The sequence below is a fragment of the Arthrobacter silvisoli genome (assembly GCF_003369445.1).
GTDB classification, from domain to species: domain Bacteria; phylum Actinomycetota; class Actinomycetes; order Actinomycetales; family Micrococcaceae; genus Arthrobacter; species Arthrobacter silvisoli.
This window is the reverse complement of sequence record NZ_QRCU01000018.1, coordinates 105,265-131,438: the sequence shown is the minus strand read 5'-3', so window position 1 is coordinate 131,438 and position 26,174 is coordinate 105,265. Positions and strand designations below refer to the sequence as shown.

Here is a 26,174-nt window from a genome sequence, read left to right as displayed (position 1 = left end):
GGCTGATTTGGGCACCGCTGGACGGAGATCAGGTCAGCCGGACGGAGATCGAGGTATTCATGGCATGGATTGACCTCCTCCGCTTCGACCCGCTTGCCCCGCTGCTGGCGAGCGGGCATCCGGCCGTGCGTTACTGGGTGGCCCGGGAGCTGGTCCCGGGCTCCGTCGCTCCACCCGGGGAAGCCCTCTGGGACCTTGCGGTCCCGCGCCGGATCCTGCGGCGTCAGGCAGCGGACGGGTCCTGGGCCTACCCGGGCAGGCGGCCCCGGGCCCGGACCGACTATGACTTACTCGAGACGTACCGGCAGCTGGGGTTCCTGGTGGAGATGTTCGGGCTTACCAGCGGGCACCCGGCACTCGCCGCGGCCGCCGAATACGTCTTTTCCCATCAATCGCCGGAAGGAGACCTTCGGGGGATCTACGGTAACCAGTACTCCCCCAACTACACTGCGGGCCTTATCGGGCTTCTGGCCAAGGCCGGGTTCACGCACGACCCGCGCGTGGACCTCGCGTTCAGTTGGTTCGAAGCCTCCCGCCAGCACGACGGCGGCTGGGCCCTCCCTCTGCGCACACAGGGGCGGAACCTCGACGCCCTCGACGAGATGCACACGATACCCGCTGATCCGGCACGTCCTTTTTCCCACCTCATCACGGGGGTTGTGCTCAGGGCCTATGCAGCCCACCCCGGCCATCGCGCGGACCCTTCCGCAAGGAAGGCAGCGGCACTGCTGGCCGACAGGTTCTTCGAACCGGACGTCTACCCGGACAAAGGGCGGATCGCCGACTGGACCGAATTCAGCTTCCCTTTCTGGATGACCGACCTCGTCTCCGCCCTCGACGCCATCAGCATCGTCCGGCCCGACGTCAACACAGAGAAAACCGACCTCGCGCGGGACTGGCTTTCCGGACACCAGGAACCCAGCGGGCTCTTTGCCGGCCATCTGCTCAGGGACAGGTTCCACGACCTTCGGCTGTGGTTCAGCCTCGCAGTCTGCCGGGTCTTCGCGCGCATGCCCTCATGACGCACACGCCCTCATAAGCTGTCCCGGCCCCCGGCCGTTTCAGCCAGCGGCTGCCGGCGTTTCGTCGAGGTGCCGCAAACTGAACTCGAGTCTTTCCCCGGCAGCCAGGGGGACCTCCCGGCCACCGACACGGACCTGTACCGGGGCGGCCCTTCCGGGAGCGGACTCGATCCGCAGGCGCCCACTGTCGAAATCCACCTGCAGCGCATGGCCGCGGTAGCGGAGTTGGAAACCCAAGGCGCGCAGCCCCGAGGGGAACCGGGGATTGAAGCTGAGGACCCCCTCGCCCATCCGAAGGCCTGCGAAGCTGCGCTGGAGCAGATCGATGGAACCGGCCATGGCGCCAAGGTGGATTCCCGCGCGGGTTGTTCCGTGCTGCGTATCGTCCAGGTCGGCGTCGAGGACGTCGCGGAAGGTGCCCCATGCTCTCTCAGGGTCCACGGCTGCCAATGCGGATGCGTGCACCACCCTGCTCAAGGTGGATCCGTGGGACGTGCGGGCGAGGTAGAACTCAGCGGTCCGTGCCAGTTGCTCTTGGCTGACCGTGTATCCGAGGCGTTCGAGGATGGACAGCAGATCCTCCTGCCCCAGCAGGTAGGGCAGCATGAGCACGTCGGCCTGCTTGGCGAGGCGGTAGGAATTGGCGCCGTCACCTTCCGCTTCGAGGATCAGATCGAGCCTCTCGATGTTCCCGTACCGTTGGCGGTAACGTTGCCAATCCAGTTCCTTGAGCCGCTCGTAGCCTTCGAACTGGCTGATGACGCCGTCCGCATGAAACGGCACGAAAATACGGCGGGCAATGTGTTCCCACCTCCCCAGCTCGGCGTCCGTAAGCTGCAGGCGCCGGGACAGCTCTTCGGCGTCGTGCTTTCCGATGACCGATACCATCCGGGCTGCACGATCGCAGACCCAGGCGGTCATGATGTTGGTGTACGCATTGTCGTCGAGCCCGGACGAGGGATCGTCCGGGCTGCCCGTATGGTATTCGTCCGGTCCGACGACGCCGCGCAGGTGGAAACGGTCCTGCGCCTGATCATGCTCTGCCTTGGAAGCGAAGAACCGGGCGACTTCGATGATCAGGTCGGCGCCCTTCGTCAATAACCAGTCGGCATCCTGGGTTGCCTCGTAGTACTGCCATGCATTGAACGCCACGGCCAAACCCACGTGCCGTTGCAGGTGGGAGTAGTCGGGAATCCAGTGCCCCGAGCTGATGCTGTACAACCAGTCGGGTGTTTCCTCCCGGCCGTCGCTTCCGCTCTGCCAGGGAAACATCGCTCCCATGAGCCCCCTTTCCGCGGCGGCCCGGCGGGCGGCCGGCAGGCGCCGCCATCGGTAGTCGAGCAATCCCCGTGCAACGTCCGGCACCCGGCTTGTGAGCAGCGGGAGGACAAACAGTTCGTCCCAGAACACATGGCCCCGGTAGCCCTCGCCGTGCAAGCCACGTGCGGGAACCCCGGCATCCAGCTCGGCTGTGTGACGGGTAAGTGTCTGCAAGAGATGGAAGATGTGCAGGTTCAGGACAAGCCGGACCTGGGCCGAGGCGTCCGTGCGGATCCTGAACGGAGCAAGTGCCCGCCCCCATGCGGCCTCGTGCGCGGCGAGGAGACCGGCAAATCCGATCGCCGGAGATCCGAGGAGGTCCAGCACCGCGGTCCGGGGCGAAGCGATGGCGCGATCACGCGATGTTGCCACGGCCACGGTCTTGGCGATGCGGACGCTTTCTCCGGCGGCCAGCACGATGCGGAACGTACGGTAATGGAAAGCGCCGATCCGCCCGTGCTTCAGCCTGACTTCCTGCCCCTCAACGCGCATGGTGCACGCGGCTGCGATGCGCACCTTGCTCTGAAGGGTCTCGGCTTCAACAACAAGAACGCTCCCTTGCTCCGGTTCCGTCAGGTCGCGCAGATGATACCGGCCTCCCGGGGCCGGCTCAGCGGTGTTCGCGTTCGCGACCCCGGCATCAATGCCGCCCCGGCAGAGGAGCTCGCCGTTCCAGCCGCGCGCCGTCAGCGTGAACTGCATCGCCATGAGGTGCGGGGAGTCCGCGGAAACGAAGCGGACCTCGTCTACTTCCAGCAGCTTCCCGTCTGCTTCCAGAAGGACCTCCCGACGCAGTACTGCGCGCCGGAGGTCCAGGGTCCGCCGCTCCTTGCGCACGGTGAAGCCGCCGTCCGACCACCATCGCTTCCCGCGCAGCCGGAAGTCCACAGGGAGGCAGTTCGGGGCATTAACCATGTGCTCTTCCTGAAATTTCCGGCCTTCAATGACGGCCGGAACCCGGTTGAAGACACCGGCCAGGTACATGCCCGGGTATCCGTTGCCGTATCCCCGCCAGCCGGCCGGGCATTCCACCGCCGCTCCCCGCACCCCCATGTAGCCGTTGCCCAGAGTGGTCAGAGCTTCCCGGTGGCCCTCATGGGCACGGTCCTGTCCTTCGTAGACGAGCATCCAGGGGTCTGTTTCGATGAGGCCAAGATCGAGCTCGCTGACGTCCTTCAGGACGATGTCCGCCCCCGCGGCTTCCAGTTCAGTCCTGCGGCCCACGCGATCGATACCCACCACGAGTCCGAAGCCTCCCCTGCGGCCGGCCTGGATTCCGCTTACGGCATCTTCGACGATGACGGTGCGAACCGGGCTGACACCCAGCCAACGGGCCACCTCAAGGAACAGGTCAGGGGCCGGTTTGCCGGCCAAATGGAGGTCCGCCGCCGCAGAACCGTCCACGATGGCATCGAATTCCGCAGAGAGCCCGGCTGCTGCCAACACTGCGGGGGCGTTCCGGCTCGACGTGGCCAGCGCGACCGCCACCCGGGAAGCACGCATGCGACGCAGGAATTCCACCGTCCCAGCGAAGGCCTGGACACCGTCACGCTGCAGCCGCATCATGAAGAGCTCGTTCTTCAGAGCGGCGATCCCACAGATTGTCCATGCCCCGGAAGGGTCCCGCTCATCGCCGGGCGGAAGTTCGATTCCCCGGGCCGCCAGGAACGCCGAAACACCAGCCGTCCGCGGGCGCCCGTCCACGTAATCCAGGTAGTCTTCTTCCTTGAACGGGCTCGTATCGGCAGAGCCAGGAACCCGTTCATCCGCAAGGACACGGTCGAAGGTGTCCTTCCACGCGGCCTCGTGGACGACCGAGGTGTTCGTTACTACGCCGTCCAGGTCGAAGATCACGGCGTCGAAGCGCGGCCTTGCTGCGGCAGCTGTTGGCGAACCGGGCATGACTCCGTCCTATCAAGAGCCGCCCGGCGGAGCCAGTGCCATTATGCCCGGGTGCCGGGCCAGCCCTTGGGCCTTTATGCCCTGTCGGTTCCTGTTCCCGGCTCCTACGATCACCTCAAGACGGAGAAGTACATGACTCCGGACCGGAGCCGGGGCTCCGGTCCCGGGGAATGACGGAGACCCGGCACGAAAGCGGAGGACAAGGAAGGGAGGCCGCAATGTCCCTGCCCGTCCGCGGCGCACGACGGCGGGTACTCCCCGTCGTCCTCGTACTCGCCCTGCTGGCGCTCGCCGTCCCCGTGGCAGTGGTCCTGTCACTGCAAGGCGACACTCCGCCGTCGTCAAGTCCCTCGCCGGCGACCAGCGCGGGCGCCGCATCCAGCATGACAACGACACCCGCGACCACCCCGGCCACCACGCCGGCGCCTTCGTCGCTCCCGCCCACCGCTCCGCCGTCTTCGTCGTCCCCGCCCACCATGCCGCCGTCGCCGGCCGGGACGGAAACGCCGGAAGACGGACAAACACCGGTCGTGCCGCCGGTGACCGTGCCGCCCACGCCGGTGCGCACGCCTCCAGTCACTCCCCCGCCTTTTCCGTCGGCACTCCGTGGCGAGGACGTCACTTCGATCCCGGGCGCCGGACGCGTCGTCGCCCTCACCTTCGACGCCGGCGCAAACTCAGCAGGACTGCCGAAGATCCTGTCCGCCCTCTCCACCAAAGGCGTCAGGGGAACGTTCTTCCTCACCGGGAACTGGGCCGTGAACAACCCGGGCGGCGTCCGGCAGATCACCGCCGCCGGCCATCGGGTGGCCAACCACTCCATGACCCATCCAGGCTTCACCGGGCTCTCCGCAGGACTGATCGCCCAGCAGGTGCTGGGCGCCGAACAAGTCCTCCGCGCTGCCGGCGCCGACCCGCGGCCGCTGTTCCGTTTTCCCTATGGGGAACACGACGCCCGCACCATCGCCGCCGTCAACGACCTCGGCTACGTCGCCGTGCGCTGGTCCGTGGACACCTTGGGTTGGAAGGGCACGAGCGGGGGCATCAGCACCCGGGTTGTCGCCGACCGTGTCATGGCAGCCCTCCAGCCCGGGGAGATCGTCCTGATGCATATCGGTTCCAACCCCGACGACGGCAGCACCCTTGACGCCGACGCCCTTCCCAGGGTCATCGACCTCATCCGTGCCGCGGGTTACGGCTTCACTACTCTCGACGCCCTTGTTGGCCGGTAAAAGGCCGACAGCTTGAACACGCGGAGGGCAGCGGACATGACTGAAGCAGAGGCCGTGGTTTTCCATGACCGGGCAGGACGCAGGGTTTCAGGGAAGTTCCCGGGCCCCGTTCCCACAACAGGGTCAGGTGGTTGTTATGTTTGAATTCCAGGACCGCGCAGACGCGGGACGGCGCCTGGCGCGGAAATTGGCAGGCTTGCACGGACGCAACGTCATCGTGCTGGGCCTCCCCAGGGGCGGCGTCCCGGTGGCCTTCGAGGTCGCGCGGGCCCTCAGGGCTCCGCTGGACGTGATAGTGGTGCGGAAGCTCGGGGTGCCTTTCCAACCGGAAGTTGCCATGGGTGCCATCGGCGAAGGTAATTCGCGGGTACTCGATTCCCCCGTCCTCGCATTGTCCGGGGTGGGCGATGAGGAACTGGAAGCCGTGGAAAAGAGGGAACGGCGCGTCCTTGAAGCGCGTGTACTCCGATACCGCCGCGGTCGGCCGCGCAAGGACCTGCGCGGGCGGACGGCGGTGATCGTGGACGACGGCATAGCAACCGGATCGACGGCCCGCGTCGCATGCCAGGTGGCCAGGAAACTGGGGGCCGCGGAAGTGGTCCTGGCCGTACCCGTCGCGGCGGCTGGAGTGTTGGCCGGGCTTGATGGACCGGATGAGGTTGTTTGCCTGCAATCGCCCCGGGATTTCCAGGCCGTCGGCTACTACTACCGCGATTTCACCCCTACCGAGGACGAAGAAGTCGAACACCTGCTTGACGCCGCCGACCGCTGGCTGCTCCGCCCGGGTGTGGGAGACACCGCAGGAAACGGTGGCAGCATCGAGGAGGAGATCGAGATCCCGGACGGGCCGGTGCGGCTCCAGGGCACACTGCACCTGCCGGCCCAGTGCCGCGGCATTGTCATCTTCGCCCACGGCAGCGGAAGCGGCCGCCACAGTCCCCGAAACCGCTTTGTTGCCTCGATCCTCCAGGATGCCGGCCTTGGCACGGTCCTTCTCGACCTGCTGACGCCCCGTGAAGAATTCGATCGGAAGAACGTCTTTGACATCGAGCTGCTCGCCGCCCGTTTGACAGCGGCAACCCGGTGGCTGGGCGGAAGAGACGACACATCATCATGCCGGATCGGCTTTTTCGGTGCGAGTACGGGCGCGGGCGCAGCACTCTGGGCGGCCGCTGGTCTTGGGGACGAAATAGCCGCCGTCGTTTCACGCGGAGGCCGTCCGGATCTCGCAGCGGCGCGGTTGGGTGCGGTTCGTGCCCCGACCCTGCTGATTGTCGGCAGCGCCGATACCGAGGTTCTTGCGCTCAACCGCCAAGCAATGGCGCTCATGCACGCACCGGTCAAGCTCGAAACGGTGGCGGGTGCGAGCCACCTGTTTGTTGAGCCCGGGACCCTTGCCCAGGCCGCCCGGCTGGCCGCGGCCTGGTTCAGGCATTACCTGCTCGCTTCCGGGGAAGACAGGGCCGCACAGTGACCGGGGCGGAGCCCGTCAGGATCCGGGACATGGCCCGGCCGCTCCTCGGCCCGTACGACCTCGACGACGTTGTCCGTTCAGCCGCTGCCGCGCGATTCGTGTGCCTGGGTGAAGCGTCGCACGGCAGCCATGAGTTCTACCGCTGGCGGGCGCTGCTCAGTCGCCGGCTCATCGAGGAACACGGATTCACCTGGATCGGGGTCGAAGGCGACTGGCCCGACTGTTGGCGGATCAACCGTTGGGTGCGGGGCCAAGCGGATCAGGAACTCGATGCGAGGGAATTGCTTGCAGGCTTCTCCCGCTGGCCGACCTGGATGTGGGCCAACGTCGAAGTTGCCGGATTCCTGGAGTGGCTGCGCCAATGGAACCTGGCCCTGCCCGAAGGCCAACGGACGGGCTTCTACGGCCTTGATGTCTACTCTCTGTGGGACTCGCTGCGCGTGATCTTTGCCTGGCTCCACGCCAACGCCAGGGAAGCCGTTCCGGCGGCGTTGCGCGCGTGGCAATGCTTCGCGCCTTTCGGCGAAGACCCGCAAAGGTACGCATGGAACACCCGCCTGGTACCTCAGTCATGCGAAGCGGACGTGCTCGCGCTCCTTGCCGAGGTGCGAAGGCAGACCTTCGCGAAGATGCAGGACGATCCGGCAGCCTTCGACGTCGCACAGAACGCCATCATCGCAGCCAACGCCGAACGCTATTACCGCATCATGGTCCGGGGCGACCGGCAGTCATGGAACATCCGCGACCAGCACATGAGCGACACCATCGATCGCATCGCGGACCGCCATGGTCACCATTCCAAGGGATTGATCTGGGCGCACAATACGCATGTCGGCGACGCACGGGCCACCGACATGGAACACGCCGGAATGGTCAACATCGGGCAGCTGATGCGCCAACGCCATCCCGGGACCGTATTCCTGGTGGGTTTCGCCACGTTCGCCGGGACGGTTATGGCGGCCGAGGCCTGGGGGCGGCCCGGAAAGACCATGCTGCTTCCACCTGCCCAGGCCGGCAGCCATGAATACTTGCTCAACCAGGCGCTGGACGCCCCCTCGTCCTTGCTGTTCGGGGCATCCCGGCCGGGCGAATGGCCTGACGTTTGGCTCGGACACCGGGCAATCGGCGTGGTCTACAACCCGGAGCGGGAAGGCGGAAACTACGTTCCCACGGAACTCAGGCAGCGCTACGATGCGCTGCTTTGGTTTCCCCGGACGGTCGCCCTGCACCCCCTCCATCCCGAATACCTGCCCGGGGAGCCCGAACTCGAGACCGAACCGACAGGTTTCTAGCCGAAGTATTCAGCACCGAATCGTTCCGGAGCCCCTAGAGGCCCTCAGTCGATGCAATCAGGCCATAGATCCTGAACGCATGTCGAACATGAATCATCCGTGGAATCAGTGGGCCCGATCGCGGCTGACAAAGCCAAGGATGCGCTGGCTACTCCTTGCACCCGTGCGCCAGGGTCTCCCGCGTCATCCAGCGTGGATTGCCGACGCAATGCCGCCGTCGCTTCGATGCGGTGACCACCGGTTCCCTGAGTGTCAAGGATCCCAGGCGTTCCTATTCGCTTCATGGTCCCTCCGAACAATCAACGCCCACTAGGTGAGAGCTTTGTCCACTGGCGGAGCATGCCGTCCGTCTTGTCTGTCGTCCTGCTTAAAGCCTGCCTGGCGCGAAACGGGGCGGGAAGGGCCAAAGGTCACCCATCCCTCCCCTGCCGGGACACGTCGGGCAACGGCCCGAAGGGGTTCCGCGGCAGCAGCGACAACCATGACAAGGTCGGGGCCCTTAGACCCTTACGCTCCGCCCGCCCCGGCCGTAATCTCGGCGCATCCTTGGAATCACCAACAATCTGCGCAGCCACCGTGCCCCGTCGACGGAACGGACGGGGTGCCCGCGCGACAGGAGGTCACCATGCCCGACACCACCCAGCCGATTGCCTATCTGCTCAGGACTCTCGACCGGCTGCTTGAGGAGCGGTTCACAGACGCCCTTGCGAACCATCGGCTCAGCCGCAGGCAATGGCAACTGCTCAACGTGCTCGCCGAGACCCAGAGCACGATCAACCAGCTGGACGTAGCTACCGCTCCAAACCAGGAAACATCCTCCCGCGAGCCTTCGGAGGCGTCGCTCGAGCAGCTTCTAAGCGGCGGGCTCGTCGCAGAGAAGGGCGGCGTCTACCGGCTCACGGACGCAGGGCGCACTGAGTACCGTAAGGCGCTCAATGACGTGAACGGAGTGCGCGACATCAGCACTCAAGGGCTTGAGAACGGTGAGTACGAGCGGACCATCCGAACTTTGGAAACCATGATCAACAACCTCACAACATGAATCGCCTCGACGATCCTCAGATCCAGCGCCTTGCCCAAGCCGACAGAACATAGGGGCCAAACGGCCTCTTCTCAGCGCTTCCTCCGGGACTTTCAGCCCTATGCCCAACCCCGACGTAGCCCTATTTTGATTCAAATCGGACTGTGGAGGACCCGGTGGGCATCACCCTCATGATCACATTGGTGATCGCGCTCGCGCTCTTCTTTGACTTCACCAACGGCTTCCACGACACGGCAAATGCCATGGCTACCCCTATCGCGACCGGCGCGATCAAACCCCGGAGGGCTGTTGCCCTCGCGGCGGTGCTGAATCTCGTAGGCGCCTTCTTGTCAAACGAGGTCGCCAAGACCGTCTCCGGCGGAATTATCCGCGAAGGAACGGCAGGCGTGCACATCACCCCCGAGCTCATTTTCGCGGGCCTCGTCGGCGCCGTCGTCTGGAACATGTTCACCTGGCTCCGCGGTCTCCCCTCGAGTTCGTCACATGCGCTTTTCGGCGGCCTGATCGGCGCCGCCGTCGTAGGCATCGGCCTGTACTCGGTGGACTTCACAACGGTCTTCTCCAAAGTCATCGTTCCCGCCGTCGCCGCCCCGCTCATCGCCGGCACCTCCGCTTGGATCTGTACGCGCATCGCTTACGCCGTGACGACGAGGCGCGATGCGGAGGCGAGGGAAAAGCTCCACCATAGCCGCGCTGGCTTCCGGATCGGCCAGATCTTCACATCGAGCCTTGTCGCACTCTCGCACGGCACGAACGACGCGCAAAAGACCATGGGCATCATCACCTTGGTACTGATCGCAGGCGGCCAGCAGGCCGTCGGGACCGGACCCCAGATGTGGGTCATCGTCGCGTGCGCAGCCGCGATCGGGCTCGGCACCTACGCGGGCGGCTGGCGCATCATCCGCACTCTTGGCACCGGCCTGACTGAGGTGCGCCCCGCGCAGGGCTTCTCATCCGAATCAAGCACCGCAGCGGCCATCCTCGCCTCTTCGCACCTCGGCTTCGCGCTCTCGACAACGCAGGTTACCAGCGGCTCGGTCATCGGCTCAGGGCTCGGACGCCACGGCACCTCGATCCGCTGGGGCACCGCCGCACGCATCGCTCTTGGCTGGGTCCTGACCCTTCCCGCAGCCGCCGGGGTTGGCGGCCTCTCTGCCTACGCTGTGGGGCTTGGCCCTGCCGGCGTCGCACTCATTGCCGCCTGCGGCCTTGCCGCCGTCTCCTGGATGTTTCTTCTCAATCGCAGGCAACGCGTGGGCCACCACAACGTCATCGAGGTCCAGGAGGCCGGCGACGCCGTGAGCTTCCCGCCTCGCCGCACAGCGAGGCGAGCCGCGAGGCGATGATCGACTGGGCTGCCTGCTTCGTCGTCGCCGTTCGACAGCGCAGGAAATCAGCAGCCCGGCCCCGCAAGCCTCACCAGCAATACAGACAGCTGATATGCCGGGTCTGTTGCGGTCTGACCACTAGTTCCGGGGGTCCTGTCCAACGAAGGTTCCGGGTGGCATCGGGGCCCCGAACACCGGGCCCGGCTTCGGCCGTTTGGCGTGCCGCTCATCGTCGGAGATCCGTCTGAGATGTTGAAGGACCCAAGGGACCAGGTAGTCACGCGCCCAGGTGATGTCATCGGCTCTCGCCTCGCGCCAGCTGAGTTCGGGCAACTCTTTGGGCGCCAAGGGTTCCAGGGTGTGGGGGACATTCAGGGTTTCCAGCACCATGATCGCGATGGTGTGCTGGCCCAACGGAGAGAAATGCAAACGGTCCGGATCCCACATGAGCGGGTGGGTGAGTTCCCGCAGCGCCCAGAGATCGGCGATCACTGCATCGTGGCGTGCCGCGATGGCGCGCAGGTTCTCATTGAAGATCGCTACCTTCCCGCGGACCCGGCCCAGCAGCGGGGTTGCGCCCCAGTCCGGGCCGGCGAACAACACAACCGTTGCGCCGGTAGAGGCCAGCAATTCCACGCCGGCGTCCATCCGCTCGGCGAGTTTGTCGGGATCGCTTCGGCGGAAAATCAGGTCATTGCCCCCGGCATTGAGAGTGATCAGGTCCGGCCGCAGGTCCAGTGCCGGCCCGACCTGTTCATCCAGGATCTGCGGGAGCAGCCGTCCACGGACCGCCAGGTTCGCGTAGGCGAAACCTTGGTGACCGGCGCTCAGCTCTTCCGCGACCCGGTCCGCCCAACCCCGCAGGCCCCCCGGTCTGCGGGGTTCCGGGTCTCCGACCCCCTCCGTGAACGAATCACCCAAAGCCACATAACGGCCCCACGGGTGCAGGCGGGCCCTATTGGGGCCATCGTGCGCCGGACCGTCCGCGTCGGGGACGTTCATTCCCCCATACTGCCCGCCCCATGGCCCACGCGCCACCGGCCTGCTCTGCGGGGGCGCTCCGCTCTCGGCCCCGGGTGGCTGACTTCCGTTCAGAAGTGCCGCGTCCGCAGCGGACGTTCTCTTACTTGGCTTCCCGGCACGCCGTGCCGGCACTCCGGGCCTTCGTGGCAGGGACGACGAGAACCATGATGCCCTGTGATCGTCCCGGGGTTGTCCTACACTCGAAAGCAGACATACCGGGTGGCCCCCGATTTGCCTGGAAGTAGCACACCCCGCTCTCCCACGAAGGGAGGCGCCCTCCATGCGCCGCAGTCGTGTTATCGCTGGAGCGTCCGCTCTCATTTTGGGCGCCACTGCCCTTTTTGCCGCGTCCCTCGTTATCGGCCGTGGGAATGATGTTCGGATCGTCGCTGTCGGTGACATGAACGGCGTCAAGAACTATGCCCCTGATAGCCCGTCCGGTCGGAACGCTGCGGCCATCACCCGGCTCGTGCAGAACAACGAGATCGACGCGTTCTTAGGGCTCGGGGACTTCCAGTACGACACCGCATACTGCGCTGACTACGTGAACTACTGGACGCCGCTGTGGGGTGGCACGATGCCCAAGTTGTACTGGGTGTCAGCCCCCAACCACGACTGGAAACCCGGCCGCAACGAAGACCTCGACAACTTCATGGATGGCCAATGCCCGGGGTCCCCGGCGAAGGCTGCGATCAACCAGGAGCGTGGGTTCATCGAGAACGGGGAACCGTACTCGAAGGACTTCGGGAACTGGCACTTCGCGTTCCTGTCGTCCGCGCTCTGGCGGTACAATCCCACCCAGGCCCGGGTGTTGACGACGTGGCTGGACAACGACCTCGCTGCTGCAGAGGCTGCGGGTAAGCACCTGGCAGTCGTGTACCACGAACCGTACTTCACGTCGAACACGAAAGGACATATGCGGGCCGCTGACCACAAGCCGTGGATCGATGTGATGTGGAAGCACCGGGTCCGTCTGACCCTGTCAGGATCGCAACACAACTACGAACGGTCATGTCCGGTGAACAACGCTGACCAGTGCGTCAGCGACGGGATGACAGCGTTCCAGGTTTCGACGGGAGGTATCGGCCTCCGCTCCTTCACCAGCAATCCCCCGTACATCGAGAAGCGGTTCAGCGACACTCACGGGTACCTTCGTTTGACACTCCGGGACAACGGGTCTTTCGACTGGAACTTCGTTCCAACGTCGGGGTCGGGCACGGACGCAGGTACGCGTCCCCCACCGTAGTTAGAGCCACCGATAAGCCGCCCCACGCCCTGGGGCACTATCGAAGCCGGGAGACCGCACGCGCATCACGGGACCGTGCCAAGCAACCCTGTGGCCACCGTCCTCACAGGCGTGGGTACCACACCATTTCTACGCCTGCAGACTACCCTGCTTCCGACGGCGGTGCTGCCGCCGGCTTGCGCCGTACCGGTCAGGGCGAGGCAGGGCGCACGATGATCGCCGAGCCGCACTGATTGATGCTCGTGCCGGAGCTCGAGGCTGCGGTCGCGGTCTTCGTGCCGGTGGCGGACGTATCGGCCAGCGAGAGGAAGCCGACTTCGATGGCCGCGTTCGACTTGGACGCAACGCTCGACGTTACGTCGCCGGCCTCCGCCGTCCCCGGCGGGGGCGTGAATGTCGTGGTCGCCGAGTTGGTGCCGTTCCTCACGCCGTGTGCGGTCAACAATAACGCCCCCGACGTCACTGGCGTGATCGAGGGGGCCCGGACATCCGGGTAGGACACCCCGGCGTTGGGGTCATTGGCGGGCGCAACGTCCAGCGGTGTGGTGGCGCTGGCGCCCTGCACGGCAACCGTCACCCAGGCATACCGGGACGCGGGTTCGGGCACACTAGGCGCGGTGTCGCCGGACTGCATCACCCGATACCAGACCGCCTGGTGCGCCGAGGTGGATCCGGCGCTGGTGAAGTCGGCGATTGCCCGCGTCCATCCCGTGGGAGCCGTGGCGTTCGCAGACCCAGCCACGGTCACCTGTGAGAACAGGAAGACTACGTCGCCGGGCTGCCAGCCTGCTGGCAAGGTCGGCGTGTACGAGCCCGAAGAGGTCAGCTCGCCAGATCCGGCTGCCGACGACCTGACAGAGGTCGGTATCGGCGTCGGCGTCGCCGTCGGCGTCGGCGTGGGCGTTGGTGTCGGCGTCGGTGTCGGCGTCGCCGTCGGCGTCGGCGTTGGTGTCGGCGTCGGCGTTGGTGTCGGCGTCGGTGAAGGTGCCGTCCGGGTGAGCGTGAAACTGTCGGTGAAGGTCCCGCCCGAGGCGCCGACGAACTGACCGGTCAGCGTCGTGTCGGTCACCGACACCTTCAAGAAGCCGTACGTCGGGTTGTTGTTGCTGCCCATGAACCGCTGGAAGTACGGCGCCGTCGTCGTGTTGCTCTCGCTGTTGAGCGACCTGCCGCCCGAACCCACGGTGGCCAGGATCGTCCCGGTGCCGGCGGTGAATTCGCCGGTGGGGTTCGTGTCGGCGACACAGTCGGGGTTAAAGCTGCTGACGGAGATGGCCGTGCAAGTGCCTTGGAGCGTGAGCGGGTAGCTGCGCGCGTACGCGTGGTCGTGTGCCTGCAGGTAGAGGTCCACCTTCTTGGCCACCAGCAGATTCATCAGGTCAGGGCTGGCGGCGCAGGGGTAGTTGACCATCGACAGGCAGTACATGTGCATCCCGACGACGACGAACGGGATGCCGGCAGCCCGGGCCGCGTCGATCGCCGACGACACGAACGTGTAGCCCTGTGTGCCGGCCTTGTAGGACCAGTCCTTGGTCGTACCGCTGAAGGTCAGCTTCGGGGACACCATGATCACCCGGACCAGCGGGCTGCTGGCGGGGAAGTCCGTGTAGAACTGCTGGCCGTAGTCTCCTGTGGAGCCGAACTTGTCCGGCAGGCACGCGGCGAAGTTCGACCACACCCCGTCAGGTCCGTTGTCCTCATGGTTCCCGGACACAAGCCCATAGGGCATGGTCCCGGCGTGCTGCGAGACAAACGAGCACCAGGACGCCTCCGGGGTGATCTGGGAGTAGGACATGTCGCCGAGGTTGAACATCGCCGCAGTCCCCGCGTTTCTTGCTGCGTCGATCACCTTGCCGGTGACCGTGTTGCCGCCGGTGTCGCCGGCGAACCCCAGGCTCACCGAAAATGCGGCGGTGGCCTGGTTCTCCCGCGAGGTGGCGAGAAAGTAGACATTCGCGAGAACGAGTGCTCCCCCGAACAGAAGGGCCAGCACCGGGCGCAGTGGGTGGCGCGCGCGCCGGCGGCCGTTCATCGACAGCTCCATTCGGTCGCGCGGCGCAGCCCGTTGGCTGCCGCGGAGAACCCGACGACAATGGTGGTCCCGCCCTGCTGTGACACAGAGCTCGCCGTCCCGGACACTCCGGCGAACTGGCCTTCCGAACCCGGTGGCAGGATCCGGGCGCTGTTGCCGACCCACATCACAGCCTGTGGTCGCGAGGCGCGGAACCCCGGCGTGCTGCCGGTTCCGACGGCGATCCCCGCGATGCCTGCCTGCGCGCTCGAGGTGGGGCCGGCGGCCGCTGTGCCCAGGTCTGCGATGAGGCCGGAGGCGTCCCAGTGGACCGCGTGGGTTCCACCGGGCACGGCACTCTGGCCGAGTGCTTGCCCGTCGGAGCCGATCGCCAGCACCACGCCGCCTCGCCCGCCGAGGGTCGGCAGGGTCCTCGGTGTGCCGGTTGGCGCCCACAGGACAGGCGTACCGCCGTCGGCGAGGGCCACCCCGCCGATCGTGCCGTCCGGACCGATCGCGAACGCATGGCCGCTCCGCGCACCGGGGGGCAGCCTGAGTTCGCGGGGTGCCGCGGTCACGGTGGACCAGACAGCGGGTCGTTCGTCCTCGTCGGCGCCCGGCCCGTCGGAGTGCTCCTCGTCGGCGATCAGGGCACCGACAACGACGCCGCTGTCCGACACCATCGACGGGAGCGCAATGTCGCCTGGGCCAACGGGGAGCCGGTGATACCGCCCGTTCTGCCACCACCAGCCCACGAGCACCTCATGGGTGGCGTCATACCCCGTGCCGACGACGACTCCGGCCCGGTTCACCGAGGTGGGGGCCGCGGCCTGGAGCGGGATCGTCAGCGGCGTCGGCCGGCTGTCCCTCCAGAGCAGCGGCGCGGATCCGCCTGTGGCAGTGTCGGCGATGCCGATCACCAGGCCGTTGCTGCTCGCCGCGATCGCGTTGCTGCCCCGGCCACCCAGACCGGCGAGCAGCCGCACCTCACAGTTCGTAGCAGCGCGCATTCCGCCCTCAGCAGACGCCGCAACCGGCACCACCACCAGGCCACCCTCCAGCGCAAGCAACAGCGCTGTCAGCTGTGCCTGAAGCCGCATATCCCGCGATCTGCGTAGATGCGGACCAACCGGGCGATCATTTCGCCGCCTTACGCCAAGCCAGGAGGTCCTTCGGCCTCTACCACGCCCGCCCATGTGAAAAAATCCATAGCCCAGCATTGTTGCTCCCCGGAGTTGAACTCCAGATTCCCAGCAGCATCTGCAGCACAAAGTCGACCGTTGCCACGGCCGCCCTGTGACTACGAGTCTAGACTCCAGGTCAAGCGGGTGTCACGAGTAACAAGTACCTACTTCGGGCAGGGGAAAGCCCTCTGGTACCTAGGAAGTACTCACCTCTGGTACTCGGGGGTGCTCGCTCCCGGCCACCGTTCTTCCACAGTCACCTTGTTGTCGGTACAGGCCACGATTTCGCTCGGCTCGGGAGCGCTCGACGGCGGCCATCCTGTTCCACACAAGGCTGTCCGAACTGCGCGGACAGCCCGCGACGGAGGGAAGGCGGATCGACATCCTGCTGCGCTTCGGACCCATGGGGCGGGGGAACAGATCAGCGTTCACTTTGCCGACTTCATGGACGGAAACGTTCCCTCTTCGTCTTCGCCAGGTTGCCTGAACTGCACTACTTCAGGCTGAGCACGTCGTCGATCGGGCGGCCGTTCACAAAGACCCGGGCGCTGGTGGCCCCGGAAGCAGCCATGGCGGTGAACTCCAACTGGGCCTTCGCGCGCGGGATATCGCACACGCCCGACAGCATGAACTGCCCGGAAAGGTGGATCGTGATTGTTCCACCGTCCAGCTCACCTCCGAGGTAGGTGAGCTTCGATTGATACAGGACGTTCACGAGCCCGGACATGCCGACGGCGCGGCTCTTGTTTGCGAGCAAGGTCCTGATGCTGGGACCGACCTGATCCGTGAAGCGGACCGGGGCCGTGGTCGTGGCGACGAGACTATCGCCGCAGCCGATCATCGGCCCGGAAGTGCCGTTGTCGCCGATCGCGACGTAGTAGACCGTCAGCGGCGCGACCTGCTCCGGGAGGCCCGGGGAAGTGGTCTCCTCCCTCGCGGCCGGGCTCGTGGGGGCGGGCGACGGCGCGGTGGTCGTCGTCGGAACCGGTTCAGTCGACGGGCTAATCGGCGCGGACGGACTCGCCGTCGCGCTCGGGGTGGTGACGGGGCTTGCTGTAGCACTCGGTGTGGAAGAACTGCTTGTGGGCGCCGGGGAGGGAGGGCCGAAACAGCCTGAGAGCGCGAAGAGGGCACAGACCCCCAGAATGCTGAATGTGGAAAGCCTTCGTGTGGTCATGATGCCCCCTTGGGTGTGGGCCCCGGATAAGCAGGACTCCACTTGCAAAGTACGCCGGAGCCGCCCTCCGGAACAGGGACTTAAGTCCGACATCGACGCCGGCCCAGTCCTTGCTGTGGGCAGGACCCGTCAGGATGCGGCGGGCCCCGTCCACCATCGCGACGGTCACGTGCCCACAGATCCGATGCCCGGTCCGATGCGGTGAGTGCGGTGAGGTGGCTCAGGTGACGGTGAGCTGCGTGAACATCCCTGCGACATAGTGGCCCGGAAAGTTGCAGATGAGTTCATAGCGGCCAGGGGAAAGGGTGGCCGTCACCCACCCGGAAGCACCGGGCAGGATTCCTTGTCCTTCACCGTCCGGCATCGGAAGGATGACCATCTCATGGGCCAGGCGTCCGGCGTTCCATCAAGGCCACGGCGAGCAAACATGCCCGTCAGGATCAGGGTCGGGATCGTCGCTGAGGCCAAGCACGACGGCCTGCACCGCAGATGCACAACAGCTCCCCTTCGGAGGCTGCTTCGCGCCCGGGCAATCTCATTCCCAGGAATTGGAGCAGGCTGTAGTAGCGGAGGGGATCAGGCAGCCGAAGAATCACCTTGAATTCTTCAAGTCGGCCATCGGCTTCACCGCCGCGTTACGCTGGCCCCTTTGGCGGAGCCGATCCCGGTCTGAGCCGGACCGCCGCGTTGCTCGGGGTCACCCGTGGCATTTCGGCCTGGTGGGGTTGCAGACGGGCCACGCACCTATGACCTGAACCGCGAAGCCTCGCCGGGCACCCGCACTACGGGCACAGGGGCCGTATCGAAGAACAAGTACTCCTCCGTCGGGACGCGGATGGTTCCGGCAGCCTCCGCCTTATCCCGGATAAAATCACGGTCCTCCCGGCAGAGTACAACCCGTCCCTGCTGGTCGAACTCCAGGTCCTCGAGTGGGTCCGTGCAGAATTCCGCCGATATCGCCGGGGGAAGAACCAGGCAGGCCGGATGTTCCAGTAGCCACGTCTTCGCCTCAGAACCGAGCCGATCCCATTTATCCTTGAGCCCTACGCGCACTGATACCACCTTTCAGGCTGCCTCCTCAAAGCGAAGTCCGTCCAGAGTACCCCCAGAGGTAATCCGTTTGAAAGCAACTTCCATGCCGGGAGGCCTTCCGACCACCCGCGACTCTGAAGCCGGCGAGGCCCGGGGGGTGAAGTTGAAGCCGGACAAACGGACACCGTCACGCCCGCCTCCGGACCGCGGAGTGCAAACCACCAATCAGCCAGTAGTCATCTCGTCCTGCTCCTACCCCGCCATGAAGGAGCAAGACCACAGAACCCCAACCAGCCCAGGAAAGCGAGGCCGGACTCGAACCGGGCGCCAACCATGGAAAACCCGCCACTCCCCCCATCGAATCCAAAGCCCCAGGCGTGCACATTGCGCACACCCAGTTTTGTGCGAATTGTGAGGCCCGACCCCACGTATGGTGCAGTGTTTAGAGGGCAAGGACTACCGTGACGGACGCGCGCGGTCGCTCCGACTCCGGAGATCCCCGGCTCAGCCGAGCCCAACGCAGGTCCTTGCCCGTGCATTTCTGTCCGGGGCAAGTCTGTCCGGGGCAAGCCGGGGACAAAGTCCCGAAGGTTCAATGCCGCATTCAGGATGGTTTGGAAGCCGGCCCTCCCCCAGCGCCATCTCCTGTCCGTCAAGTCCCCATTTCGTGTAGGCGGTTTGGGAGCACAGGACGTGGAAGCGGCGACCCAGCCTGGGCCGCGTGACCGTTCATCCACAGACGGGATCGCGTTCCGGACCGGCGCAGAAGTAAGAGGAAGACATTCTGGGCTGCATCGGACTTATCGGGATCGTCATGACGTGCAGAAGCGTGGCGCCGCTCCTGCGGTCCCCGCTCAGGGGGGCATGGTCGCCCTCACATGGAATTGGCCGGGGTCCACGAGACGTGTTCCCCGGCCAATTCCGTACCTTAGGCCTTGCAGGAGTCAGGCCTTGTAGCCGGACGGCGGCGTGAGGACACCGCGCTCGATGAGCTTCTCGATATTGGCGGCCCGTGTTGAGTCTTCCCGGGCCAGCCAGCCTTCGCTCGGCGGGGCATCGAGGTACTGGTTCTTCGGGTAGATCGGGTTGTCGTAGATGACCCGATACTGCTCTGTGCGCAGATCCTTGAACTGGTTGTACAAGCCGTTCGAGACACGGGCGCGGCGGAGCGCCTCGATGTCGATTGTGGTGCAGACGAACGAGTCGCCGGAGGTCCAGCCCTGCTGCTTGGTGAGTATCTGCCCCCGCGGCCCGACAATCATGGACTGGCCGCCGAACAGGTCCTGCATGCTCCCGTCCTCGCGGACTTCGGGCCCCAGGTTCGGAGCGACGACGTACGCCGAGTTGAACATGGCGTGTGCACGGTTCTGCAGTTCCCACATGCCGTTTTGGACGGCCGGCTCGATCAGCGTGCCCCGGATGATGATCTCGGCGCCGTTCATGGCCAGGCCCCGCGCGACTTCCGGGTAGACACCCTCGTGGCAGATGGCATACCCGATGTTGCCGATCTCGGTCTTCGCCACCGGGAAGATGGCGTCCATTGGGTTGCCGTTCCCCTTCTTTTCAATCCACTCGTCCCACACGTCGTGCGGGTTCATGTTGCCGAGCATGCCGCCTTCGTAGGCATCACTGGTGGCCTTGTAGCGCTTATAGATGATCTCGCCCTGCGGATCGATGATGAAGGCGACATTGAAGTGGCGGTCGGGGAAGTCCTCGTCCTTCACCATGTACAGTTCGGCAGCGATGTAGGTGTTGAGTTCCACGGCTTTTTTCGCCAGCTCGTCCGTCTCCGGCCCAGGGATCGTCACGGCAAAGTGGCGCTCCTTTTCGCGGTTTCCCGGCGTGTTGGCGATCATGCCCTGGATCGCCATCTCCGGAAGGACAACCAGCTTGACCGGTGAGCCCTCCCAGGTCCCGACCATCACTGCCGTATCGATGAATTCGTTGATGCGCTTGACGTTGGCAACGCCGTCGCCGGGATTCTTCACATTGATGGTCCGCGGCGAAACCGCTACGACGACAAATGGATCGACCATTGCTTTCTCTCTTTTCTCTTCTTCGAGTACGTGAGTTAGCGCTAACTCACGGTATTGCGATCTGGTAGGGAATTGCAAGACCTGGTGTCTTGGTTTTCTGGAGGTGGGCGGGGCCCGTTTATTCAGACAAGGCATCGAGCCTTGAGTAGCGGCAGGCGGTGCCAGTACAGCTTTAGGTCAGCGCTGGCTTCGCGGCGGTGATGTTGTGTCGCGGACTATCAGGCGCGGTTCCAGCAGAGGGATGTCTCCCTCGGCTTCCTCTTTGATCATGGCCAGGATACGGCTCACAGCGATGTGACCGATGGCTTCGAAATCCAGCTTCACGGTCGTTAGTGCCGGCCGAAAATACGGCGCTTCTTTGACGTCGTCGAAGCCCACAACGCTGACGTCGCCAGGTACATTGCGCCCGGCCTCGTCCATGGCCTTGATTACTCCCAGCGCGAAGGGATCGTTGGCGGCGAAGACCGCCGTGACGTCCTGCCGTGCGGCAAGTTCACAGCCAACCCGGTATCCCTCCGCCGCCGACCAATCTGACGTTGCGAGTGGGGTCGGAACGAAGCGTCCAGCCGCCCCCAGTTCCGCTGCCCAGCCTTGGACGCGGGCGGATGTTGCCATCCAGCCGGGCGGGCCTTGGACGTGCCACACCGTTTCGTGCCCAAGGTCCAGCAGGTGGCGGACCACCATCCGTGCCCCTCGCACTTCGTCAACGGAAACGCTGGTCGGACTCGGCTGCGATCCTTGCTGGAATGTGACCACGGGAACGCCGATGTCGAGGCCCTCGAGAACCGTGATGGCATCCAGGAGGGGCGCGAGTACGATCACGCCGTCAACCGTGTCCGAGTTGATGGATTCAAAAGCGGCCCGGATATCGTCCCGGTGGAGACTTGCCAGTGTGACCAAACGCGTCGCATAGCCGTGTTGGCGCGCTTCCTCGGAAATACCGTACAAGGCCACTGTTGGCCCCAGGACGGATAGTTCGAAGCTGACAACCCCGATCGTCATGGTCCGGTTGCTGGCGAGAGCCGCAGCTGCCGGGTTTCGCCGATACCGCAGTTGTGCGATGGCCTGCTCGACCCGTTGACGAATGTCCGGATCTACGTTGGATGCTCCCCTGACAACCCGTGACACCGTCTGCTGCGATACGCCGGCGAGCCGGGCAACGTCCGACATCCGGGGGGCCTTTGACCTGGAAGCCAGCCGCTCTCCACGACCGTTGGAGGTACGGGTTTCCGAGGGCACTGGGGTCGTGGACACCACACCATTATCCTCGGTCACCCGCGAGCGGTCCGGTAGCGCGACGCCGATCGGCGCGCCAAATGTCACGGGCGCCGGAAGCGCAGGACTTCGGGATGCTGATCGTATGGCCACTCTGCCCCCTCCACCATGTACTTGCGGGTGGTGTAGCTGCCGTCCATGGTTGACGCCAGCGACGGGGGGCCGTCGAAGCCGATGACGCCCCAACCGACCCGGTTCTCGTTGCCCCCGTACACCGGGTCGCCGTAGAACCCTTGACGGGTATTCAGCACGAGCAAGGGGAAGAACTCCAGGAAGTCCTCGTTGACGGGCTGATTGCCTGCCGGCGCGCCCCCAAGCCCAACTTCGGAGTGCCCGAGCGAGAAGGTGTTCGGTTTGGGGCTGCCCGAAAGGGTTTCGAGTACAGCGTCCTGGTCCTCTTCCGAAAGCCGGATGAACTCGGCTTCGGCCCGTTCCTTGGCTAGCCGGTCCAACTCCACGATGCCCTCGCGGTAAAACTCCCGGCGCTGTTTGATGCGCTCCTGCCACGCTGTTTCGTCGCGGCCTTCCAGCCGGAGGAACCCGTTGCCATCCGCGGCCGCGAAGATGAACTGCGTTCCTGCCAGCATCCGGTCAATGAAGCGCACGACCTTGGCCTCACGCGCACCCGGGTGGTGGTCGGTGGGGATGATCCGGGCTGACGCCGCCTCGATCGTCTTCCACTCGTGCTCGGTGAAGAAGACCGGGCCGTCAACGTCCCGGGTAGAGATGGGTACCGTGGCCCATTCCGCCTGTCCCATGTGAGCTTTCCTTTCGTGTCTGTGAGGTATGGATCAGTTTTCGGACCAGCCGTGGCGGTCGACCTGGAGGATCCGGTCAGAGCACCGCCAGGCGTTGGCCATGATTGTCAGGGCTGGATTGATGCCGGTCGCGGTCGGGAAGAAGCTTGCGTCGAAGACGTAGAGGTTCGGTACTTCGTGGGAGCGGCACCAGCGGTCGACGACGGACGTTGCCGGGTCGTTGCCCATGCGGGCGGTGCCCAGTTCGTGGGAGGTGTTGCCCGTGATCCGCTCCATATTGACCGGGATGACCTTTTTCGCGCCTGCGGCCTCAAGGATTTCCCCGTTTTTGGCGACCTGCCAGCGTTCCTGGGCGAAGTCGTTGGAGTGGGGCGTATGGGTAATCCGGGCGACCGGCAGGCCCCACGCGTCCTTGACGTTCGGGTCGAGGTCGACCCTGTTGTCCTCGACCGGCAGATCGTGCAGCAGGACGCCAATCTTCATGCTGTGGTTGAAGAATTCGCGGTCCGCGTCCTTCGCTGCTTGCCCCCACGTGGGCCGGCCGGGGAAGCTCCAGTTCACCGGGTGGCCGATCATTGAAGGGAAAATGAGCGATCCCAGGATGTGGCCCCGGCTCTCGTCTGTTTCGTAGAAGTCAAATGAGCACAGGCTCATGTAGTGGCCTGCCCACCCGTACAGGGGATCGCTCACCTCACGGTCGAACAGGCCGACGGAGAAGGAATACTGGTGGAAGGTGGCGTTCTTGCCGACCATGCCGCTGCCGTTGCCGAGGCCGTCCGGAAAGAGACCGGACTTCGACATGAGCAGCAGGCGGGGCGTTTCGATGCCGCCGCCACAGACGATGACGGCCTTGGCGTGCTGGACGAATTCGTCTCCGTCCTCGTCCTGGTAGCGGACTCCGGTGGCGCGGCCGTCCTTGCCCACGAGGATCTCACTGACATAGGAGTCGGGGCGGAGGTCGTAACGGCCGGTTGCAATGGCGTCGGGAATGAAACTGATCAGCGTAGAGGACTTGCCGTTGCCGGGATCGGGATACTGCTGCCAGAAGCCGTTCTCGCTGAATGGTTGGCGGCCCCGGTAGGTCTCGGTCACCATGCCCTGTGGCATGGGAAATGTGCTGTGGCCGAGCTTGGACATGGCGGTGGCAAAGGTCCGGCCGATCTGGCTCAGGGGCGAGGGCTTGGTCGGGTAGCCGCGGCTCCGCCACGCTTCCCACTTGTTTGCTCCTGCCAGGCCGGATGTGCCGAACTCCCATTCAACCCGCGTGTAGTACGGCTCCAGCTCGTCATAGGAGATCGGCCAGTCGACCAGGCTCGCACCCGGAACGTCGCCGTGCAGGCTGCGGAGCTTGAAATCGCTCTCCGCCATCCGGGGGACCATGCCGCCCCAGTGGGTGGTGCCCCCACCGACCACCTGCGGCGTCGCGGAGAAGTTGGTGATTTCCGCCTCGACCTTGTCGTTCGGACGGTAGGTCCGGGGCTTGACCTTCGGGTCTTGCCAGATGAAGTTCCGGTTGAGGAATTTCAGCTCGTCGCCCGAAGCGTGCTCGGGTTTCAGCCATGGCCCACGCTCGAGGCCCACCACCTTCAGGCCTGCCTCGGACAGCACCTTTGCCGCAGTTGCCCCGCCCGCACCGGCGCCGACGATGACGACGTCGACCGGCTCGGGCCGCTTCTTCCTGGTCATTGCTTCATTTCCTTTCGTGAATTCCTGCTACTCGCCCCGACAGTCAGACCGTTACGGCTTCAATGCCGTTCCGGCCCACGCTGGCAAGAGGCAACAGCTGGTCCCAGAGTTCCTGGGGGATGTCATGGTTTAGCAGCCGGAGGGTCTCCTCGACCCGGCCCGGGCGGGACATGCCAACGATGGTGGATGTCACGCGCTCATCGCGCACCGAGAATTGCAGGGCGGCCGCGGCCAGTGGGACGTCGTGCTGCTCGCACAGCGCTTCCATGCGCAGGACCCGATCGATCGTTGCCTGGTCCACGGGTGCGTAGCAGTAGCGAGGAACGGCCCGCGGTCCCTTGACGAGCATCCCGCCGCCGAACGGGGCGGCGTTGACGAAGGCGACTCCGCGCCGGGCTGCGTCCTCGAGGAGTGGCTCGGCGGTCTGTTCAACCAGGGTGTAGCGGTTGTGGCTGATGACGGCGTCGAACGCGTCCGTCGCAAGATACTGCAGCTCCAGCTCGATCGGGCCGCCGGCGACGCCCAGGTACTGGATCACGCCCTGGTCCCGGAGATCGACGAGGGCTTCGAGTGGTCCTCCCTTGGCCACTCCTTCCTCGAAGGAAATCTTCTCCGGGTCATGCAGGTAGACAAGCTGGAGCTTATCGAGGCCGAGGCGCTCGAGGCTTTCCTCGACAGACCTGCGGACGCGGTCACCGGAGAAGTCGGCGCTGCCGGGAATCGGGTCGACCTTCGTAGCGACGACGTATCCCTGGGGAATGCCGCCGCGCTCGGCGATCGCGCGACCGATCCGTTCTTCGCTGGCGCCCCCACCGTATTCGTTGGAGGTGTCGATGAAGGTGAAGGGCCCGTCGAAGACGCGGTGGATGGTGGCGACGGCGGTGTCCTCATCGACTTCGTAGCCGTACTGGGCGGGAAAGCTCCCGAGCGCACTCGTGCCGACACAGATATCGGAGACGGCCAGATCCGTGCGGCCGAAGGGACGAATGGACATGAATTCCTGCTTTCTGCTGATGAATGAGTTGGGGATGGGTATCCGGTCAGGCGGCCTGCGGGCGCCGGAAATGTTTGGAGAAGAATCCTGAGATCCTTTGGACGCCGCCTGCGCTGGAGAGGAAGACGGCAAGGATGATCACTGCGCCCTTGATCAGCAACTGCGGCTCGGAGGAGATGCCTACCAGGTTCATGATGTTGATGATGGTCGTCAGGATGAACACGCCGATCACCGCGTTCAGTGGATCGCCCTTTCCGCCCATGAGGGAGGCACCACCCACCACGACGGCAGCAATGGCGTCGAGTTCGTAACCTACGCCGATGAGCGAGCTTCCCTGCCGTAGCTGGGCCGCCGCGACAAGGCCTGCCAGGCCAGCCAGAACCCCGGAAATGGTATAGGTGACGATCAGGTTCCGCGCGACGGGCAGGCCCGAAAGGCGCGAGGCTTCAGGGTTGCCGCCAATCGCGTAGAGGGAGCGGCCGAACGTCGTGTACTTGGCCACAAGAGCCGCGACCACGGCAACAATGATGAAGATCAGGACGGGGTTGCGGATGCCGAGGATGCTGCCGCGGGAGAAGACCTGGATGAACCCCTGGTCGCGGATCTCGATCAGGCTTGTTGACTGGATGATGTAGCTGAAGCCCTTGACGGCACTCATCATGGCGAGCGTTGCGATGAATGGAGGGATGTTCAACCAAACAACGAGGATGCCGTTGATCAATCCGGCGACGGCACAACAGGCAAGCACGAACACTGCGGACGCGCCGGCGGGCATTCCAGCCTGCAAGGTCAGTGCCGTCAGAACGGTGGACATGGCCAGGATCGACCCGACGGAGAGGTCGATGCCGCCCGTCAGGATGACGAAGTATTGGCCGATGGCGAGCACGACGACGATCGAGGCGGCGGTGATGACGTTTTCGGCGTTGCGGAACGTCAGGAAGTCGTCGGAGACGTAGTAGCCGATCGCGAGGATCGCGAGGAGCACGAGGATAAGGTAGCTCTTCGGCAGGGCGCGGAGGGCGCTGCCCCGCAGGCGTGAGCCGATACTGATGGATGGGGATGGGGTGCCACTGCGCTGGGGCAGGGGCGACAGGGTCCGGGACATGGTTGTTCTCCTGGTAGGAATCTGGGTGGGGTGCC

18 protein-coding genes are annotated in these 26,174 nt (G+C 65.1%); 7 read left to right on the top strand and 11 right to left on the bottom strand.

Annotated elements, in window-relative coordinates:
- Window positions 1–59: 59 nt before the first annotated feature.
- On the top strand, window positions 60–1,022 hold the full coding sequence (locus DWV11_RS04520; RefSeq protein ID WP_245953433.1) for a prenyltransferase/squalene oxidase repeat-containing protein: 963 nt from the start codon (window positions 60–62) through the stop codon (window positions 1,020–1,022).
- Between the two features lie 39 nt (window positions 1,023–1,061).
- On the opposite strand, the gene DWV11_RS04515 is transcribed toward DWV11_RS04520, so the two are convergent.
- On the bottom strand, window positions 1,062–4,244 hold the full coding sequence (locus DWV11_RS04515) for an HAD-IA family hydrolase (RefSeq protein ID WP_115787689.1): 3,183 nt from the start codon (window positions 4,242–4,244) through the stop codon (window positions 1,062–1,064).
- Between the two features lie 218 nt (window positions 4,245–4,462).
- Between DWV11_RS04515 and DWV11_RS04510 the strand changes: the two genes are divergently transcribed.
- The 5 genes from DWV11_RS04510 (at window position 4,463) to DWV11_RS04490 (ending at window position 10,630) form a co-directional block, all read left to right on the top strand.
- The gene (locus DWV11_RS04510) at window positions 4,463–5,476 is read left to right on the top strand and encodes a polysaccharide deacetylase family protein (protein WP_115787688.1); all 1,014 of its coding nucleotides are present in this window, start codon (window positions 4,463–4,465) and stop codon (window positions 5,474–5,476) included.
- A 136-nt stretch (window positions 5,477–5,612) separates the two neighbouring features.
- Window positions 5,613–6,950, top strand: a complete 1,338-nt coding sequence (locus DWV11_RS04505) for a phosphoribosyltransferase family protein (RefSeq protein WP_115787687.1) — start codon at window positions 5,613–5,615, stop codon at window positions 6,948–6,950.
- Window positions 6,951–6,979: 29 nt separating this feature from the next.
- Entirely contained in the window at window positions 6,980–8,242 is a 1,263-nt protein-coding gene (locus DWV11_RS04500; protein WP_115787686.1) for an erythromycin esterase family protein, read from the top strand.
- Between the two features lie 625 nt (window positions 8,243–8,867).
- Complete coding sequence (locus tag DWV11_RS04495; RefSeq protein WP_115787685.1) at window positions 8,868–9,284, top strand: hypothetical protein; 417 nt, start codon at window positions 8,868–8,870, stop codon at window positions 9,282–9,284.
- 155 nt (window positions 9,285–9,439) lie between these two features.
- Window positions 9,440–10,630, top strand: coding sequence for an inorganic phosphate transporter (locus tag DWV11_RS04490; protein ID WP_115787684.1), 1,191 nt, complete (start codon window positions 9,440–9,442; stop codon window positions 10,628–10,630).
- Window positions 10,631–10,750: 120 nt separating this feature from the next.
- On the opposite strand, the gene DWV11_RS04485 is transcribed toward DWV11_RS04490, so the two are convergent.
- On the bottom strand, window positions 10,751–11,614 hold the full coding sequence (locus DWV11_RS04485) for an SGNH/GDSL hydrolase family protein (protein WP_115787683.1): 864 nt from the start codon (window positions 11,612–11,614) through the stop codon (window positions 10,751–10,753).
- A 421-nt stretch (window positions 11,615–12,035) separates the two neighbouring features.
- Between DWV11_RS04485 and DWV11_RS04480 the strand changes: the two genes are divergently transcribed.
- Window positions 12,036–12,881 carry a metallophosphoesterase family protein gene (locus DWV11_RS04480; protein WP_245953432.1) on the top strand — a complete coding sequence of 282 codons (846 nt, stop codon included), beginning with the start codon at window positions 12,036–12,038 and terminating at the stop codon, window positions 12,879–12,881.
- 190 nt (window positions 12,882–13,071) lie between these two features.
- Here the strand turns inward: DWV11_RS04480 and DWV11_RS20230 are convergent, their stop codons facing one another.
- The 9 genes from DWV11_RS20230 to DWV11_RS04415 form a co-directional block, all read right to left on the bottom strand.
- A complete protein-coding gene (locus tag DWV11_RS20230) occupies window positions 13,072–14,913 on the bottom strand; it encodes a metallophosphoesterase family protein (protein ID WP_115787681.1) in 1,842 nt (613 codons plus the stop codon).
- Window positions 14,910–15,992 carry a hypothetical protein gene (locus DWV11_RS04470; RefSeq protein ID WP_136017879.1) on the bottom strand — a complete coding sequence of 361 codons (1,083 nt, stop codon included), beginning with the start codon at window positions 15,990–15,992 and terminating at the stop codon, window positions 14,910–14,912. Before DWV11_RS04470 ends, DWV11_RS20230 begins: the two co-directional genes overlap by 4 nt.
- 577 nt (window positions 15,993–16,569) lie before the next feature.
- Window positions 16,570–17,253 (bottom strand): hypothetical protein, encoded by a 684-nt coding sequence (locus DWV11_RS20035; RefSeq protein WP_168404570.1) that lies wholly within the window; start codon window positions 17,251–17,253, stop codon window positions 16,570–16,572.
- Window positions 17,254–19,229: 1,976 nt separating this feature from the next.
- Complete coding sequence (locus DWV11_RS04440) at window positions 19,230–20,321, bottom strand: nitrilase-related carbon-nitrogen hydrolase (RefSeq protein WP_115787675.1); 1,092 nt, start codon at window positions 20,319–20,321, stop codon at window positions 19,230–19,232.
- A gap of 177 nt (window positions 20,322–20,498) precedes the next feature.
- Entirely contained in the window at window positions 20,499–21,491 is a 993-nt protein-coding gene (locus DWV11_RS04435; RefSeq protein ID WP_115787674.1) for a LacI family DNA-binding transcriptional regulator, read from the bottom strand.
- A 149-nt stretch (window positions 21,492–21,640) separates the two neighbouring features.
- Window positions 21,641–22,354 (bottom strand): gluconate 2-dehydrogenase subunit 3 family protein, encoded by a 714-nt coding sequence (locus tag DWV11_RS04430; RefSeq protein WP_115787673.1) that lies wholly within the window; start codon window positions 22,352–22,354, stop codon window positions 21,641–21,643.
- Window positions 22,355–22,387: 33 nt separating this feature from the next.
- Window positions 22,388–24,040, bottom strand: a complete 1,653-nt coding sequence (locus DWV11_RS04425; RefSeq protein WP_115787672.1) for a GMC family oxidoreductase — start codon at window positions 24,038–24,040, stop codon at window positions 22,388–22,390.
- Window positions 24,041–24,083: 43 nt separating this feature from the next.
- Window positions 24,084–25,034, bottom strand: coding sequence for an aldo/keto reductase (locus DWV11_RS04420; RefSeq protein WP_115787671.1), 951 nt, complete (start codon window positions 25,032–25,034; stop codon window positions 24,084–24,086).
- 46 nt (window positions 25,035–25,080) lie between these two features.
- Complete coding sequence (locus DWV11_RS04415; protein ID WP_115787670.1) at window positions 25,081–26,139, bottom strand: ABC transporter permease; 1,059 nt, start codon at window positions 26,137–26,139, stop codon at window positions 25,081–25,083.
- Between the last annotated feature and the right edge of the window lie 35 nt (window positions 26,140–26,174).

What these genes read in the sequence shown, in the direction of transcription:
- DWV11_RS04515 (WP_115787689.1), bottom strand. Translation starts at nt 4,244, where the DNA reads ATGCCCGGTTCGCCAACAGCTGCCGCAGCAAGGCCGCGCTTCGACGCC.
- DWV11_RS04520 (WP_245953433.1), top strand. Translation starts at nt 60, where the DNA reads ATGGCATGGATTGACCTCCTCCGCTTCGACCCGCTTGCCCCGCTGCTG.
- DWV11_RS04415 (WP_115787670.1), bottom strand. Translation starts at nt 26,139, where the DNA reads ATGTCCCGGACCCTGTCGCCCCTGCCCCAGCGCAGTGGCACCCCATCC.
- DWV11_RS04500 (WP_115787686.1), top strand. Translation starts at nt 6,980, where the DNA reads ATGGCCCGGCCGCTCCTCGGCCCGTACGACCTCGACGACGTTGTCCGT.
- DWV11_RS04505 (WP_115787687.1), top strand. Translation starts at nt 5,613, where the DNA reads ATGTTTGAATTCCAGGACCGCGCAGACGCGGGACGGCGCCTGGCGCGG.
- DWV11_RS04470 (WP_136017879.1), bottom strand. Translation starts at nt 15,992, where the DNA reads ATGCGGCTTCAGGCACAGCTGACAGCGCTGTTGCTTGCGCTGGAGGGT.
- DWV11_RS04420 (WP_115787671.1), bottom strand. Translation starts at nt 25,034, where the DNA reads ATGTCCATTCGTCCCTTCGGCCGCACGGATCTGGCCGTCTCCGATATC.
- DWV11_RS04430 (WP_115787673.1), bottom strand. Translation starts at nt 22,354, where the DNA reads ATGGGACAGGCGGAATGGGCCACGGTACCCATCTCTACCCGGGACGTT.
- DWV11_RS04480 (WP_245953432.1), top strand. Translation starts at nt 12,036, where the DNA reads ATGAACGGCGTCAAGAACTATGCCCCTGATAGCCCGTCCGGTCGGAAC.
- DWV11_RS04435 (WP_115787674.1), bottom strand. Translation starts at nt 21,491, where the DNA reads ATGTCGGACGTTGCCCGGCTCGCCGGCGTATCGCAGCAGACGGTGTCA.
- DWV11_RS04485 (WP_115787683.1), bottom strand. Translation starts at nt 11,614, where the DNA reads ATGAACGTCCCCGACGCGGACGGTCCGGCGCACGATGGCCCCAATAGG.
- DWV11_RS04440 (WP_115787675.1), bottom strand. Translation starts at nt 20,321, where the DNA reads ATGGTCGATCCATTTGTCGTCGTAGCGGTTTCGCCGCGGACCATCAAT.
- DWV11_RS20230 (WP_115787681.1), bottom strand. Translation starts at nt 14,913, where the DNA reads ATGAACGGCCGCCGGCGCGCGCGCCACCCACTGCGCCCGGTGCTGGCC.
- DWV11_RS04510 (WP_115787688.1), top strand. Translation starts at nt 4,463, where the DNA reads ATGTCCCTGCCCGTCCGCGGCGCACGACGGCGGGTACTCCCCGTCGTC.
- DWV11_RS04425 (WP_115787672.1), bottom strand. Translation starts at nt 24,040, where the DNA reads ATGACCAGGAAGAAGCGGCCCGAGCCGGTCGACGTCGTCATCGTCGGC.
- DWV11_RS20035 (WP_168404570.1), bottom strand. Translation starts at nt 17,253, where the DNA reads ATGACCACACGAAGGCTTTCCACATTCAGCATTCTGGGGGTCTGTGCC.
- DWV11_RS04495 (WP_115787685.1), top strand. Translation starts at nt 8,868, where the DNA reads ATGCCCGACACCACCCAGCCGATTGCCTATCTGCTCAGGACTCTCGAC.